Below are 15,682 nucleotides of genomic sequence, written 5' to 3' on the forward strand. Positions count from 1 at the left end.
TCGCGCTCAAAGCTAAAAAAAGCCACTATCGAATACTGATAGTGGCTTTTTATTGAAATAATACGCATTTTAAGCGTGGTCGTTGCCTAACATTTCATTCAAACGTTTTAAAATGGCATGAACGGCGTGACCTTTAGTAATCTCACCACCATTTTCAACTTCAATTTCATGCTTGCTATGTAGGCCCGTTGCATCTTCTGCAATATGTAGCCAATCAGGATGCCAGTAGAATGTTTGACCGCCTTCTGTGATCCAATTATGAACACCACAATTTTCGCCGTGGTAGTTTAGATCTGCTGCTTTATAAGTCATACTTAAATCCTTTAATGATAATCGTCATATTTATTAGCAAAGAGTATAAAAAACAAGGATGAAGAAACTGTGATCCATACGATATTATTTTGCTAAATATTACAAATAAGTGAAATAAATAACAATTTTTTGTATATCTCAGCGATGTTGTTGTTAATTATTTAAATAGCGCTTCATTAAATGTTGTTTAAAATACTCTGGATTTAACGTTTCACCTGTTGCTTGCTCCACCAGCTTATCTGTTGATAATGTTGATCCTTTATTCCAAATATGTGTCTGTAGCCACTCAAAAATTGGGGTTAGATTACCTTGACCAACTAACAGTTCAACGTCCATCTGTTGGTTAATTGTCGCCATAAATTGTGCAGCGTACATAGCACCTAAAGTATAGCTTGGAAAATACCCAAAACTGCCATCAGTCCAGTGAATATCTTGCATACAACCATCAGTGAAGTTTCCTTGCGTTGAAATACCTAGATATTGGGTCATTTTTTGATCCCAAATTGTTGGAATATCATCAACTTCAATCTTACCTTCAATTAAATCACGCTCAATTTCATAGCGTAAGATCACATGCGCAGGGTAGGTGACTTCATCCGCATCAACACGAATAAAACCCGGTTTAACACGTGTATTGATAAGACGAAGGTTCTCTGCTGATAGTGAAGCATCTGTTGAGTTAAATGCTTTTTGAATCATTGGTGATAATAAATGACTAAATAAGGAACTACGTGCTAATTGCATTTCACAAAATAAACTTTGTGATTCATGAATTCCCATTGAACGTGCTTCACCAACGGGTAAATCACGCCATTGTTGCGGTAATCCTTGTTCGTAACGTGCATGACCCGTTTCATGAATAACGCCCATGAGTGCAGACGTGAAATCACTTTCATCATAACGGGTAGTAATACGTACATCCGTTGGTACGCCACCACAAAATGGATGAGTACTGATATCTAAGCGGCCATGTTCAAAATCAAAACCAAGTAATTTCATCGCTTCAAGGCTCAAGGCTTGCTGTTGTTCAATCACAAATGGTGTTGATAGAGGTAATACAACCTCTGTTGCTTGTTTTGCTTCTACTTGTTGGATTAATTGAGGTAGCCATGATTTTACCTCTGCAAAAATACGATCTAATACAGCAGATGTCATACCTGGTTCATAGATATCAAGTAGCGCATCGTAGCGGCTTAATCCAGTGGCTTGTGCACGAATGGATGCTTCTTTACGGGCTAATTCAACAACAGGTTTCAAATTAGCTTTAAAGCCTTCCCAGTCATTTTGTTTACGCTGTGAACGCCAAGCATGTTCGCATTGAGAGCCAGCAAGTGATTGTTGCTCTACAAGATCTGACGGCAAAATATTTTGCATCATCCATTGCCGTTTTAGTGCATCAAGACTCACACGCTGATCTGGTGTAAGATCTTCTGCTTCTGCTTGTTTAAACCAATCTTCTAAATAGTCAGCTGTTGCTAGTTCATGAGAAATGACAGCAAGTTCAGCCATTGCTTCTGAACGTGCCTGTGCGCCGCCATTTGGCATCATTGCAGCTTGATCCCAGCCACAAATAGCATTGAGATGCCCAAGACGAGAAAGTTTTTTAGCATGACGATCTAATTTATTGTAATAGCTCATACTTGTTCCTAATAGATAAACAGCAATAGAATAAATTTAACCTAAGCGATGGTTATTTAATAGCGATACACTATCAACAAGATAATAAAACGCGAACAGAGTAAAAAATATTAATCAAAAACGTAAATATGTAGTACTTAATTGCTATTAATGATTTATATTTGCCTCTATTAGCGTTATAAATGTAATTAGAAATAGGATTTGGTAAGACAATGTTACCAAGACCTGTTTTATTATATTTTTTCGCTATACTGACAGCCAATCTAAATACCTATTTGGTTATTATCTGCTAGTACTCAATAGCTATGTAGATTGATATTATCGTTTTCTAAAGGAATTTTGCCTCACATGGAAAAGACGACTCGCTTTTTCTCTCTTGTTGGTGCTACAGCGCTTTACTCTTTATCTTTTTCAGCGTCAGCATCTATGCCGACGGTTGTACCTGATGCACCAACATTAAGTGCTAAAGGCTATGTGTTGATGGATTACAATACAGGTAAAATCCTGGTTGAAAAGGATGCAAACGAAAAATTAAACCCAGCGAGTTTAACTAAGCTGATGACAAGTTATGTTGCAGGCCAAGAAATGAAGCAAGGCAACATCAGTGATAAAGATCTGGTTGTTATTAGTCGTAACGCTTGGGCTAAAAACTTCCCTGATTCATCTAAAATGTTCATCGAAGTAGGCAGTGAAGTGCCTTTGATGGATCTATTTCGTGGTTTGATCATTCAATCAGGCAATGATGCAAGTGTTGCAATAGCTGAACATGTTGCAGGATCTGAACAATCGTTTGTGAGTTTAATGAACTCATGGGCTAAAAAATTAGGTATGAATAACTCTAACTTTGCTAATCCACATGGGCTAGATAATAATGACTTATATACCACACCATATGATATTGCATTACTTGGACAAGCGCTGATTCGTGACTTGCCGATGATTTACCCGTTATACAGCGAAAAATCGTTTACTTATAACAATATTACGCAACGTAACCGCAATGGCTTATTAAATGATCCAAGCATGAATGTTGATGGTATGAAAACAGGTTACACCAGTGGCGCAGGTTATAGCTTAACCAGTTCAGCGACGGAAGGTGACATGCGTTTAATCGCGGTTGTTATGGGGACTAAGAGCACCAAAACTCGTGAAATTGAAAGTAAGCAATTATTAAATTATGGTTTTCGCTTTTTTGAAACAGTAACACCGCATAAAGCTGGCGACGAGATCATTACTGAACGCGTTTGGTTTGGTGATAAAGAGAAAGTTAAGTTAGGTGTTGATCAAACAAGCTATGTGACACTGTCACGAAATGACACTAAAAAATTAACCGCAAGCGTTGAACTTAATAGTGAACTTGAAGCGCCGATCACTAAAGGACAAAAGGTTGGTGAAATCATTTACTCCGTGAATGATAAAGAAGTCGGTAAACAACCACTAGTTGCACTAGAGCCCGTTGAAGAAGGTAGCTTCTTTAGTCGCTTAATAGACCAAGTTAAGAAATTTGTAATGAGCTTTTTTAAGTAATTAAGCGCTCTATATTAATATAAAAAAGTCCAGCCATTGTGTGCTGGGCTTTTTTATTGTGTGTAGCTATTTCCAGCCAACAATAAAATACGTATAATTCACGCCCTATAAATTCTAATCCCGCAATTCTACTATCGATGTTGTCGGTAGTTCGAGAAGTAGTAATGAATCAGACAGATAACCGTAAAGAAACACTTGAATATAACAAACTGCAAAAACGTCTTCGCCGCAATATGGGTAACGCCATTATTGATTACAACATGATCGAAGAAGGTGATGTTGTTATGGCATGTATTAGTGGTGGCAAAGATTCATTTGCGATGCTGGATATTCTGCTTAATCTACAGAAAGCAGCGCCAATTAAGTTTGACGTTGTCGCGGTTAACCTTGATCAAAAACAACCAGGCTTTCCTGAGCATATTTTGCCTGAGTATTTTCAAAGCCTAAATATTCCTTACTACATTGTCGATAAAGATACTTACTCGGTGGTTAAGGAAAAAGTAGAAGAAGGCAAGACAACGTGTGGTTTATGCTCTCGTTTACGCCGCGGCACCTTGTATTCTTTCGCTGAAACAATTGGTGCAACTAAGATTGCATTAGGTCACCATTTAGATGATATCGTTGAAACATTATTCTTAAATATGTTCCATGGCTCTCGTCTAAAAGCGATGCCACCTAAATTACGTTCTGATGATGGACGTAACGTGGTTATTCGCCCATTGGCATACTGCCGTGAAAAAGACCTGATTAAATATGCTGAATATAAACAATTCCCAATAATTCCTTGTAATCTTTGTGGTTCACAAGAGAATCTGCAACGTCAAAGCATTAAAGCGATGTTAATTGACTGGGACAAAAAGACACCTGGTCGTGTTGATGCCATTTTTAAATCAATTCAGAATATTAGCCCAAGCCAATTAGCAGATAAGAACCTATTCGATTTTGTTAATCTGCCGTTAGATCGTGAAGGTGAAAGAGCTGAGTACGCTTTCACTGAAGCAACAGTTTCATCGACAAATATTGATGAAAGTATGTTTATTGATGTCACTAACGTTTAATTATTATTTGTAGCAAAAAAACATTAAAAAACGGCACTTTACTATCAAATAGGTGCCGTTTTTTCATAGTGAAAATCAGACTATTTCACACTTAGAAACTGTTCAGAAAACGGTTGTTTGTTATTCGTAATTGCTTGATTATTATTATCAATTAATTGTTCTTTACTGGCTATCCAACCTTTGTTTTTATTGTTCTTAGATGATATTCTTGCTTATCATCAGTAATAAAACTGCCTTCTTTTATCTCTCTTATTTGGGTTATCTTACCGATATCTTGCCGCTGAGAATTTTGTAATCCCCATATAATAACGTCGTTTTTCTGTCTTTGAATCGATGCAATGACAATTTGTTGAGTACCTTTATTGGGTAATGACAGTATTAGACTATCCCCTAGAACTAGTTGATTTAATAAATCATCATCCATTTGCATTACAGTGGCATCATTTGCTAAAGAAAGTTGCTGCTCTAACTCAACTTCTTTTTTTAAATGAGGTCGATACACCCATAAATCACTACCGGTTAATAAGTTAATATTGCTATTGATGGTTGGTGAATTACCGTCACTCATTACGGGTATTAACGGTTCATCATAATGATGAGGTTGGGCAACGAAGATATGTTGTTCATCAGGAATTGGAGCGTTTGTTATCTCTTTATCTATTTTGCTTAACACATCAAAATTTTCAGGAATAGGGGCGATTTCATGCTCAATGCTACTTGAAGCAATAGACACTGGCTCATTGATCATAGCCTTTGATAATAAGGGCTGATGTTGGTTACTATTGGCATAATAACAGCTTATACCAACACCAACCACCGCTATAAGTATGAGATATCGATAATGTTGATACAAAAACTGATACATAGACTACTCCGTAATATTTAAATGAACATTAAGACGGAGATCTTGTTGAAACCTACGGTTATGCAACCCTCGAGCAGTAACAGGGAAACTGCCTTTATATTCACCAATATCTAAATCAGGGTTATCGTCAGCAACAAAACTTATTCTAAGCTCACCAAAAACTGGACCGGTTTTACGACAATAAGCAGCATTATTCATTACAGCCCAACCACAACCAAGATAACGCTCTCCACGTAAAATGACAGTTTGTGATATATCCGTTTGAGTGTTTTTTACATTGACAGTTAATTTACTGTAAGTCCCTGTATGTCGGCTCCAGCGTGGTCGATTATTTCCCGTCTTATTAGGTGATTGATAATATACTGTACCACGAATATTTTTTTCATATCGTTGACTCATAAATGGCGAATCGGCAGTTATTATACCGTCAGGGACAAGTTCTTCAGTAATTGCAATATTGGCATTGATAGTCACAGTGTCATTATAATTTCGATCATAGAGGCTTTTAGCTGTAAAACTAAACTCACCCTTATAATCGCCAATAGGTAAATTAGGATTATCTTTTTGATCAAAGTGTAATTTTAATTGACCAAGGTTGGGGGCGGGGTAACACCAAGCACTATTATTTATTCTACCCCAGCCACAATGTGTTTTACGTTGACCACGTAACCAAACCGTATAGGCAGCATTAGTTTGTTGATGGATAAGTAGCGTTGAAAACAGGGTTATTTCACGAGGATAGCGCCAAATGTAACGATTAGGGCCATTAATGACATTATTGCCTCTCACATAGTAAATAGAACCTCTGACATTCGCTTCTAGCAGTTCAGTTTCGAGGGTATTTTTCTCGGTTAATATAAAAGTGGGTTCTTCGATGTCGGTAGGAATATCATCAATTGTTTTTAACATCGGAACAATGCGTTGTAACCAATCACTATTTAAAGCAATCGATGCATGACCTGAGTAGCCATATTGCCATCCAAACCACCATGATGAAATACCTACAGCAACATCAGCACCTTTTCGTTGTTGCCAAATGGCAGAGCCACTATCGCCAGGTGAGGCAAATGCCCACGATGGTGTATTTTCAATCGCTTGATTAATTAAACAATTTTGATATAAAAAACGTAATAGACCAGTACCATTTCGTTTATTAATACTATCTAATTGACCTAATGAACGAGAACCAAAAATACCGAAGCCCGTTAAACTAACTTTATTTAGCAATAGGTTAGGATTAAAATGATTATCTATATAGGGCTGCTTAATAACATCACCGTTGATATCTAACGGATCACTAACTTTAGGTATTTTGGCTACAGCTATATCAGAACTACAGCCAGTATATTGATTAAAATAGTTAATTGATTGACCTGCGCTGATCACTGTACCATCATGCTGCTTAAAACTAACATATTGACCTTGATGTTGATTTTTATCATGCCCATATAAGCAATGTGCTGCAGTTAATATATAACTATATTGTTGATCACTACCAAGCCAAGTTCCTGAACAATACCCGCGGCCAATTAATAACCCTACAGCATTATATTTTGCTGTATTCGCTTCTAACTGTAGCTTTTCACTAACATTATTCACTAAAGCGGGATCTAAATTACTACCTAATTCAATATATTTACTATCGTTTATACCAATAGAATAACTATTAAAAGAAAATAAACATATAAATAACGCAACTATTTTATGGATACGGCACATAATAAACGGCTTAATTACTAACTAATAGTTATAGTGTAGAGCAATATAATTAATGTTATTTTATTTGTTTTAATAATATTAGGATTGTAATACCACTCATTTTTAATTATTGATATTATTATAAAAAATAGATGTATTAGGATTAATAAAGATGAAACCACAACTAATGATAATAACGAGTCTTTGCTTCATTATGCTCGGCTGCAGTTCGCATCAAGCCAAACAGATGGGCATTCAAGGTGGCAGTGTTAATGCCTATGCTAGGCAGATGTCTAATAGTCAACTTTGTGCGACTTACCTAAAACAGCAGCCAACAAACCAAACTCGCGTATCATTAGTTGCAGAATGGCGACATAGAAAATTAAGTCGAGCTTATTGTTCAGAACAAGAAAATGAATGGTATTTAACTAAATTTGCTAAGTGGCTTGTAAATGAAAAATCAGCAGAGCCTAAATAAAATAAACGCCTCATCAGAGGCGCTTATAAAGAAAGTAACACTATTTATTAATCAATTGAGTTAGGTGCCAAAGGGCTAATGTAACCATCAGGTTTTAATGCTAATAAATCACAATTTAAACTATCAATAGTATTCTCAGCAGTATTACCAATAAAGACCGCGGATAATCCGGTTCGACCCGTTGTGCCAAGAATGACAAGCTCTGCGTTAATTTCATCAGCTACTTGTGGGATAACATCTTCTGCTAAACCTTCGACAACATAGGTTTGATCTTCATCAATGCTATACTTTTGACGTAAAGCTTTCATTGTCATTAAGTGATGACCACGAACTGCATCAGTATATGACGCGGGATCAAACTCAGGTAGTTCTATTGTGATATTAACTGGTGTTGCTGGGTAGGCATTCACTAAGTTAACATTTGCTTGTGTGATTGATGAAAAGGCGATCGCTTCTTTGATTATTTTATCATTAAGATCTTCATGAGTTTCATCTTCAGCAGATAAATTCACACAAGCCAGTACATTACCATTAGTCGGCCAGTTTTCCCCTTTGACAAGTAATACTGGAACAGGGCATTTACGTAATAAATGCCAATCTGTAGGAGTAAATATCACCGAACCTAATTTGGCATGTTCGTGTGTCGCTTTGATTAGTAGGTCAATATCTTGGCTAAATACATCAGCGATAATAGACTCGTAAGGGCGATTATGCCATACGACTTTTATCTCGATATTAATATTTTTTTCTGTATGTGGCTGTATGATTTCCTTGAGCCATTCTTCACGCTGCATAACGACACCACGACGCATAGCATCACGTTCGTCTGAAGATAGCATTGAAGTCATCTCATACGAAAAATCATAAATAGCGAGGAAAACAATAATCTTCACATCATCACAAGTCTTAGCTAAATGAATCGCACGAGATATTGCAGGCTGTTGTTCTCGTTCAGGATCAGCGACAACAAGTATGTTTTTATATTTTTGCATAATAATGTCTCCCTACGGCAGGATCTCTTTGGTGAATAAGCAACAACAAAGAGGACACATTTACCGCTGCATTTATTTGATGTACATTTAAATCAAATAATTAAAAAATTAACATAATATTTACTGTACTCTAAACGAACCAAGATGGGGAGTAGTTTGAGCAATAAAATGTAAAAATGAGATAAATTAACACCATATAGGTTAATAATATACATAGCGTTAAAATAAAACGAAGGAAGGCAGATACAAAAACAGACACTAAATAGTGCCTGTTTATAAATTGATTAGATAGGGTACTCAACTACTACAAATTATTACTCTTACTGACACCAGCAAGTTTTGCTAACTCATCATGATCTAAAATAGTAATGTATTTACCTTTAACACTTAACATTTCAGACTTTTGGAAGCGACCTAGTAGGCGACTTATGGTTTCTACCGTTAGACCTAAATAGTTACCAATATCACCACGTGTCATTGTTAAACGAAACTCACGAGGAGAGAAGCCACGTTGAGAAAAACGTAACGACAAATTGTAAAGGAATGCAGCTAAACGCTCTTCTGCATTTTTCTTTGACAACAATAAAATCATTTCTTGATCGCCTTTGATTTCACTGCTCATTAAACGCATGATTTGTTGGCGAAGTTTAGGCATTTTACCAGCTAAATCATCAAGAATTTCAAACGGTATTTCACATACCATCGATGTTTCTAATGATTGCGCAAAACTTGGATGTTGCATTTCATTGATTGCATCAAAACCAACCAAATCACCTGCTAAGTGGAATGCTGTGATTTGCTCATCACCTTGTTCAGTGATGGTATAGCTTTTAATCGTACCAGAACGAATCGCATATAGTGATTTAAGCTCATCACCAGCTTTAAACAACTCTTGACCTTTCTGAATCGGCTTTTTACGTTCGATGATTTGATCCAGCTGATCTAACTCAGATTCATTGAGGGTGAATGGAATACACAGTTGGCTAATACTACAGTCTTGACAGTGAATAGCACACCCACCAGATTGAATGCGTTTTGTGGTAAATTTTTCAGAAATCATATGCCTATCTAACCAATTTGATGTAGGTCAATATTTTAACATATTATGAATCAATATTACGAGTATTAAAAACCTTACTATATTTGATTGATTGCAATATAACCAGTATGCATACCATAAATGATGATGAATAATGCATTTACCCGTTTAAAATAGCTATTTTTAGCAGTGTCTTTAGTTTATCTGCTATAGCACCTACAGCTAACATTGCGGGTAATGTACCTAAGCCAAAAGCGAACATAATTACCATACCATTTGTTGCACTACCGGAAACTGCTGCCCATGTTAATGTAGAATAAACTAAACCACAGGGTAACCATCCCCACAAAAAACCAAAGGGAATTGCTTTTAATGGGGATGTTAATGGTAAAAAAAACTGAGTAATAGGGGATATATAACGCCACAGGTAATGACCAACACGCTCGATATAAATTAAACCTGACCACCAATTACCAATGTACAACCCTAATATTATCATCATGATAGAAGCTACAATTCGCAATGAAATCAATGTGATGCTTGCACCAGCTAGTTCAGCGACCTCAATAACAGCCTGGCTAAGAATCAATCCAGCTACGATATAGGCACTTATTCGGCCTAAATTATAGCCTAATAAATACACCCATTGTTGCTGTGGTTTATTTGGCATTCCCATCGTCACAGCTGCAGCTATTCCACCACACATACTAATACAATGGCCAGCTCCGGTTAAACCAATGATAAATGCCGTCATAAAGTTAAGTTCTATCATGATCAACGTTTGATGATTTGATTGGGTCTGTATGTGGTTTTTGATGTACTTTATTGGGAGTTTTTATATCGTCATCAAACAAAATATCATGGCCTCGTCGTTCTAAATCATCAAATTGGTTGGTTTTTACTGCCCATAAAAACACAGCGATCGCGAGACTAACAAAAAACAGTGCAATAGGTATTAATATGTAAAGAATTGTCATTTATCTTAACAACCTTAAAGAATTCGATACAACAATAATTGAACTTGTTGACATACCTATGACAGCTATATAGGGGGCAACAAGACCTGCAACAGCTAATGGTAGAATGATTAAATTATAGCTTAATGCCCACACTAAATTTTGATGAATAATGTTTTTAGTACGCAATGCTAATTGTCGAGCTGTAAGAATTGGCTGTAGTTGGTCACCTAATAACACTATATCAGCTGATGACTTAGCAATATCGGTTCCACTACTTAGCGCAATAGAAAGGTGGGCCCCGGCTAATATTGGCGCATCATTTACACCATCGCCAATCATTAATGACACATCATTTGATGGTATTTTTTGTAAGTAATCTAACTTATTTTCTGGTGTCATATTTACGTGAAAATGCTTAATATTTAATTGCTCTGCTACTTGTTTAGCATTAATAGAACAATCACCTGTTAACATTGTCACTTTCATACCTTGTCGCTTAAATGCATCCACTAACTGCTGGCTATCATCGCGTAAAGGATCTTCAATTTTAAAAGCGGCAATAATATTCTTATTACAAGACAGCCAGATTGAATAATCTTCAATATTTATAGAGTGCATAGAATGAGAAAGAGGTGATTGACCATGAGTCACAAATTCATACTTACCAATTCGCCAATGTTGTTGATCTATCGTACCAATTAAACCCTGACCAATAATATTTTCGACCTTATCAAACAATGCCTTTTGTGATTGATAAGGTCGAAACATCGTTGCGATTGGATGATTAGAATAGCGCTCTAACTCGGCAGCATACAATAAAAGATCCGCCATTGAATATTTGCTGAAATTTTGAGTAGCGACAAGCTCAACATTACCTTTGGTAAGCGTACCTGTCTTATCTAAAATAACATGATTTACTTTACATAATGTTTCTAACACATGGCCACGGCGAACCAATAATCCTCGTTTTCCTAGCATTGATGTTGAACAGGTAATTGCAGTAGGTGTAGCTAATGATAATGCGCAAGGGCAAGTGGCAACTAATACCGCCAGTGTTATCCATAATGCATCTTGAGGTTGATTGACATTCCAATAAAACCATGTCGATATAGCAATCACTAAAATAGCACCTACAAAATAACGCGCGACATTATCAGCCACTAACGCTATTTTTGGTTTTGAATATAATGCATGATCTTGAAGACGAACAATTTTCGAAATTAAAGCGTCTTTACGGTTATGAATGACCTTTAGGTTAATATTGCTGTCGCCGTTAATTGTGCCAGCAAAGACAGTATCATTTATGGTACGTTTAACTGCGACAGATTCACCGGTTAGCATTGACTCGTCAATAGTTGTTGAGCCTTGAACAATAATGCCATCTGCTGGTAAATATTCACCAGGCAGAACAGTGACAACGTCACTTATCTTTAGTGTTTTAGCTGCTACTCGTTTGCCTGAAACTAAAGTAGCCATTGCTGGAATCAATTTAAGTAAATTCGCACTCATGGCAGCAGCATGGCGTCTTGCTCGCATTTCTAAAAATCGACCAAGTAAAAGGAAAAATGTAAACATTGAAATTGATTCAAAATACACTTCACCTTGTTTTGTTATTGTTGCGTATAAACTCGCACCATAAGCAAACAGTAAAGCAATAGATACCGGAACATCCATGCCTAATGTTAGGGTTTTAATATTTCGCCAAGCATTACGATAGAAAGGCAGTGCTGAATACAATAAAACTGGAGTTGCTACTAAGAGACTGACCCAACGTAAATAATGACCAAAGCTATTATCAGGTTCATCAAAGACATCAAAATAAAGTGCAACTGCAAACATCATAACTTGCATTGTCGCAATACCGGCAACACCTAACTTATAAAGATAATGGCGCAAGGTATGCTGATAATGTTGCTCTTCCTTATCCAGCTCAAAGGGCGCTGCTTTATAACCTAATTGATGAATAGCCATCAATAAATGACTTAATTTTATACATGAGTCATCCCACACTAATAACGCCCGTTGGGTAGTAATATTAACTTCAATAGTGATAACGCCAGTATGTTTTTTTAACTGTTTTTCTATTAACCACGCGCATGCAGCGCAAGAAACGCCATCAACGGAAAGTGATATTTCTTTATAGTGCTGTTCATTTTCATTCACAAAATCATCTTGAATATCTTGATGATCATACAATTCTAATGCCTGTAAGCTTAAAGGGACAATATCAGATTTTTTTGCTGTTTGAGTTCGATGCCGATAATAATCAGTTAAATCATTCTCAACAATTATTTTTGCCACCGCTTCACAACCAGCACAACAAAGGTTTCTCGGTTCGCCTAAGATTTCGAGCTGAAACTGAGATCCTGAAGTGATTGGCTCATCGCAATGATAACAACATTGAAGCACTGGCGATGTTATACTATTTGAAGTCATTCCTTGCTATATACCGATGTATTAATATAGTAAAAGTATTAGCTCCTTATAAGGTTAGCACTTAATATCAACCATGACGCTTTTAATTATCGAATAGACTAATTACAGGAATAAAGACAAAATGGCAGCACAAAAATTAACGCGAGGACGATTAATTCAAATTATTGTTTTGATGATCGTTTTAATTACTGCATTTATCTGGAGAACGGTAACGTATCAAAAGCCGCCCGTAACAACAAATCAAGCTAAGGTATGTAATTTAAATACTGGAAACTGTACGTTTACAATTGATACTAAGCCAGTAACTGTTTCGTTATTACCACTTGATCCTAAAGCAAATATACCGCTCCAATTGCATATAAGTAATATTGCCGTAAACCCTAGTGCAACTGTTAATGGCATTAGTATGAATATGGGAATATTACCGGTTATATTTAAACAACAAAAAGAAGGGTGGCTAGGTGAATTTACAGTACCTCAATGCACTGCTGATAAAATGACTTGGGCGATTGATATTAAGATAAATAATAATATTTACACTTCAGAATTTACGGTAACTAAATAAGATAAATGGCGCAATTAGTTGCGCCGAATATTAAATACAGAGTAAACTTGCTAAGTTAATCTTTACTCTGTATAAATCATTTTTTTTGTCATCCCGCCATCAATAACAAAATTTTGTCCCGTAATAAATCCAGATTGATTACAAATTAAAAATTCAACCATTTCTGCAATATCATCAGTATGACCGACACGACCAACAAGATGCTGCTGGTGATCTATGCTATTCAGTATCTCATTTGATGAGTTTATCCATCCAGGTGAAATACAATTAACTTTAATTTCAGGTCCTAAGCTGACAGCTAAAGCGTGAGTTAAAGAGACAATCCCACCTTTTGTAGCACTGTAAGCTTCTGTATTTGCCTCAGATTGTAATGCACGCGTTGAAGATATATTAACAACATTACCTTTTGATATTTTTAGCAATGGTAAACATTGCTGGGTGATCATTAAAGGAGCCGTTAAGTTAATATCTATAATTCGTTGCCACTCATCCAATGATAAAGAATCTAATGGTGTATTATAAGGGTTGGCTATTGCGGCATTATTGATAAGCCCATCGAGTCGGCCAAATTGTAACGTTATCTCATTAACAATTGCTGTTATATCTTTTCTATTAGTTACATCTGCTGGCCAGAATCGTATTTTTGGATTATCAGCAACCAGTTGATATCCAGAATCAATATCAATATCTATGGCTATAACAATGTTATTTTTTTTGATAAATACTGACAAATACCTTTGCCTATGCCTTTTGCACCGCCCGTAACTAATATAACATTTTGAACAATTGAATGTGACATAACACTCCTTGAGTCTATTATGTGTACTATGATGGGTGATAATAAGTTAATTCTTAATAATAAGATAAAAAAGAATAATTAAAAATGATTTGCTTACTGATCATATTAAGAAAAATGATTATTATAAGGAAAAATTAAAAAGATATGGCTATGGATATTGCAACAAGCTTTTCAGTGTTAAATAACTCTCATGATGCGATTGTTGACGCAATTAACAAATTAGACAAGAAGATAGCACCACCATCATTACTTTTGTTATATTTTTCAGAAGATTACGATTACGACGTATTACAATTAACATTAAATAAATACTACCCAAATACTCCTTTTCTTGCATGTTCATCTTGTCAGGGATTTATGACTGAAGACGGTTATATTAATGGACGAGGTGTCGCTCTTTGGGCGATAAATGATATTGTTGGTGCTTATGGTACATCAATTGTTTCTTCTAATGGTTCTATATTTGATATTGCTCGCCAAGCAATACTTAAAGCAATTAACAATAGTGGTCGCCTTGGTGAAGCACCAACATTAATATTGCTGCACGCTACGCCAGGATGTGAAGAAGAAGTCATTAGAGGGATCGAAGATGTCGTTGGAAAAAATATAGCTATCATAGGTGGTAGTGCTGCTGATGATCATGTTCAGGGTAAATGGCGAATTTTCAATCATGAACAACAAACTCAACAGGGCATAGGTATTGCTGTTTTTTATCCTAATTGTGAGGTAAGTTTTTCTTTTCACTCAGGTTATGCTGCAACTTCATACTCAGCAATCGCAACAAAAGTACAAGGTCGTGAGTTAATTGAATTAAATCATCAACCTGCTGCTGATATTTATCAACAATGGATTCAGCAAAAATTTGAAGCAAATAGCAGCATCATTAATGAAAGTAGTTTAAATCCTCTTGGTCGTTTGGTCGGAGAAATTCATGATTTACCTTATTTTAAATTAGCTCATCCGTTGATGGTGACAAAAACGAATGGTTTAAAAATGTTTGCCTCTATTATCGAAGGTGAGCGTTTATACTTTATGACAGGTACCAATGAACGCTTAATAACTCGAGCTGGACGCGTTGTTACTGCAACAAACGGAATCAAATTAAATCCAATCGGTGGGCTCGCGATTTATTGCGCAGGCTGTATGCTTAAAGTTCAACAACGAATGGAAGAAGTTGCATTATTTATGAAAATAGCAATGCATGATAAATCCTTTGTTTGCCCATTCACATTTGGTGAGCAAGGGCAGTTTGTCACTGGTGAAAATGCACATGGTAATTTAATGATTTCAGCTGTTGTTTTTCATAGGGACTAATA

14 protein-coding genes and 1 pseudogene are annotated in these 15,682 nt (G+C 36.1%); 5 read left to right on the top strand and 10 right to left on the bottom strand.

Going from position 1 to position 15,682, the window contains the following annotated elements; genetic code table 11:
* Positions 1 to 69: 69 nt before the first annotated feature.
* On the bottom strand, positions 70 to 312 hold the full coding sequence (locus BTN98_RS05270) for a hypothetical protein (RefSeq protein ID WP_060998063.1): 243 nt from the start codon (positions 310 to 312) through the stop codon (positions 70 to 72).
* Positions 313 to 465: 153 nt separating this feature from the next.
* Positions 466 to 1,950: a carboxypeptidase M32 gene (locus tag BTN98_RS05275; RefSeq protein WP_060998064.1), complete on the bottom strand. Its 1,485-nt coding sequence runs from the start codon at positions 1,948 to 1,950 to the stop codon at positions 466 to 468.
* Between the two features lie 348 nt (positions 1,951 to 2,298).
* Between BTN98_RS05275 and BTN98_RS05280 the strand changes: the two genes are divergently transcribed.
* On the top strand, positions 2,299 to 3,477 hold the full coding sequence (locus tag BTN98_RS05280) for a D-alanyl-D-alanine carboxypeptidase family protein (protein ID WP_060998065.1): 1,179 nt from the start codon (positions 2,299 to 2,301) through the stop codon (positions 3,475 to 3,477).
* 164 nt (positions 3,478 to 3,641) lie between these two features.
* A complete protein-coding gene (ttcA, locus tag BTN98_RS05285; RefSeq protein ID WP_060998066.1) occupies positions 3,642 to 4,535 on the top strand; it encodes a tRNA 2-thiocytidine(32) synthetase TtcA in 894 nt (297 codons plus the stop codon).
* Between the two features lie 169 nt (positions 4,536 to 4,704).
* Here ttcA and BTN98_RS05290 read toward each other — a convergent pair whose 3' ends face one another.
* Together BTN98_RS05290 and BTN98_RS05295 are read right to left on the bottom strand one after the other, a co-directional pair.
* On the bottom strand, positions 4,705 to 5,400 hold the full coding sequence (locus tag BTN98_RS05290; RefSeq protein WP_105029959.1) for a hypothetical protein: 696 nt from the start codon (positions 5,398 to 5,400) through the stop codon (positions 4,705 to 4,707).
* Between the two features lie 3 nt (positions 5,401 to 5,403).
* Complete coding sequence (locus BTN98_RS05295; protein ID WP_060998068.1) at positions 5,404 to 7,119, bottom strand: trypsin-like serine protease; 1,716 nt, start codon at positions 7,117 to 7,119, stop codon at positions 5,404 to 5,406.
* Positions 7,120 to 7,270: 151 nt separating this feature from the next.
* Here BTN98_RS05295 and BTN98_RS05300 point away from each other — a divergent pair, with 151 nt between their 5' ends.
* Entirely contained in the window at positions 7,271 to 7,576 is a 306-nt protein-coding gene (locus tag BTN98_RS05300; RefSeq protein WP_060998069.1) for a hypothetical protein, read from the top strand.
* Between the two features lie 47 nt (positions 7,577 to 7,623).
* On the opposite strand, the gene uspE is transcribed toward BTN98_RS05300, so the two are convergent.
* From uspE to BTN98_RS05325, 5 genes and pseudogenes are all read right to left on the bottom strand, one after another.
* The gene (gene uspE / locus BTN98_RS05305; RefSeq protein WP_060998070.1) at positions 7,624 to 8,568 is read right to left on the bottom strand and encodes a universal stress protein UspE; all 945 of its coding nucleotides are present in this window, start codon (positions 8,566 to 8,568) and stop codon (positions 7,624 to 7,626) included.
* A gap of 304 nt (positions 8,569 to 8,872) precedes the next feature.
* Positions 8,873 to 9,628, bottom strand: a complete 756-nt coding sequence (locus BTN98_RS05310; RefSeq protein ID WP_045030450.1) for an FNR family transcription factor — start codon at positions 9,626 to 9,628, stop codon at positions 8,873 to 8,875.
* Positions 9,629 to 9,705: 77 nt separating this feature from the next.
* Positions 9,706 to 10,379, bottom strand: a pseudogene (locus BTN98_RS05315) (sulfite exporter TauE/SafE family protein).
* Positions 10,366 to 10,584 carry a cbb3-type cytochrome oxidase assembly protein CcoS gene (gene ccoS / locus BTN98_RS05320; RefSeq protein WP_060998072.1) on the bottom strand — a complete coding sequence of 73 codons (219 nt, stop codon included), beginning with the start codon at positions 10,582 to 10,584 and terminating at the stop codon, positions 10,366 to 10,368. Before ccoS ends, BTN98_RS05315 begins: the two are co-directional and overlap by 14 nt.
* A complete protein-coding gene (locus tag BTN98_RS05325) occupies positions 10,585 to 13,002 on the bottom strand; it encodes a heavy metal translocating P-type ATPase (protein WP_105029960.1) in 2,418 nt (805 codons plus the stop codon). It abuts the gene before it with no gap.
* A 121-nt stretch (positions 13,003 to 13,123) separates the two neighbouring features.
* Between BTN98_RS05325 and BTN98_RS05330 the strand changes: the two genes are divergently transcribed.
* Positions 13,124 to 13,567, top strand: a complete 444-nt coding sequence (locus BTN98_RS05330; protein WP_060998074.1) for a hypothetical protein — start codon at positions 13,124 to 13,126, stop codon at positions 13,565 to 13,567.
* 62 nt (positions 13,568 to 13,629) lie between these two features.
* Here the strand turns inward: BTN98_RS05330 and BTN98_RS05335 are convergent, their stop codons facing one another.
* Entirely contained in the window at positions 13,630 to 14,298 is a 669-nt protein-coding gene (locus tag BTN98_RS05335) for an SDR family oxidoreductase (RefSeq protein WP_240616109.1), read from the bottom strand.
* 218 nt (positions 14,299 to 14,516) lie between these two features.
* Here BTN98_RS05335 and BTN98_RS05340 point away from each other — a divergent pair, with 218 nt between their 5' ends.
* Complete coding sequence (locus tag BTN98_RS05340) at positions 14,517 to 15,680, top strand: FIST signal transduction protein (protein WP_060998132.1); 1,164 nt, start codon at positions 14,517 to 14,519, stop codon at positions 15,678 to 15,680.
* Positions 15,681 to 15,682: the final 2 nt, after the last annotated feature.

The sequence above is a fragment of the Photobacterium aquimaris genome (genome assembly GCF_002954455.1).
In the GTDB taxonomy this organism is placed as follows: domain Bacteria; phylum Pseudomonadota; class Gammaproteobacteria; order Enterobacterales; family Vibrionaceae; genus Photobacterium; species Photobacterium aquimaris.

Bases quoted from the DNA above. Each gene is read 5' to 3' on its own strand.
- BTN98_RS05270 (WP_060998063.1), bottom strand. From the start codon at position 312: ATGACTTATAAAGCAGCAGATCTAAACTACCACGGCGAAAATTGTGGT.
- BTN98_RS05325 (WP_105029960.1), bottom strand. From the start codon at position 13,002: ATGACTTCAAATAGTATAACATCGCCAGTGCTTCAATGTTGTTATCAT.
- BTN98_RS05330 (WP_060998074.1), top strand. From the start codon at position 13,124: ATGGCAGCACAAAAATTAACGCGAGGACGATTAATTCAAATTATTGTT.
- BTN98_RS05300 (WP_060998069.1), top strand. From the start codon at position 7,271: ATGAAACCACAACTAATGATAATAACGAGTCTTTGCTTCATTATGCTC.
- BTN98_RS05340 (WP_060998132.1), top strand. From the start codon at position 14,517: ATGGATATTGCAACAAGCTTTTCAGTGTTAAATAACTCTCATGATGCG.
- ccoS (WP_060998072.1), bottom strand. From the start codon at position 10,584: ATGACAATTCTTTACATATTAATACCTATTGCACTGTTTTTTGTTAGT.
- ttcA (WP_060998066.1), top strand. From the start codon at position 3,642: ATGAATCAGACAGATAACCGTAAAGAAACACTTGAATATAACAAACTG.
- BTN98_RS05295 (WP_060998068.1), bottom strand. From the start codon at position 7,119: ATGTGCCGTATCCATAAAATAGTTGCGTTATTTATATGTTTATTTTCT.
- BTN98_RS05290 (WP_105029959.1), bottom strand. From the start codon at position 5,400: ATGTATCAGTTTTTGTATCAACATTATCGATATCTCATACTTATAGCG.
- BTN98_RS05310 (WP_045030450.1), bottom strand. From the start codon at position 9,628: ATGATTTCTGAAAAATTTACCACAAAACGCATTCAATCTGGTGGGTGT.
- uspE (WP_060998070.1), bottom strand. From the start codon at position 8,568: ATGCAAAAATATAAAAACATACTTGTTGTCGCTGATCCTGAACGAGAA.
- BTN98_RS05275 (WP_060998064.1), bottom strand. From the start codon at position 1,950: ATGAGCTATTACAATAAATTAGATCGTCATGCTAAAAAACTTTCTCGT.
- BTN98_RS05280 (WP_060998065.1), top strand. From the start codon at position 2,299: ATGGAAAAGACGACTCGCTTTTTCTCTCTTGTTGGTGCTACAGCGCTT.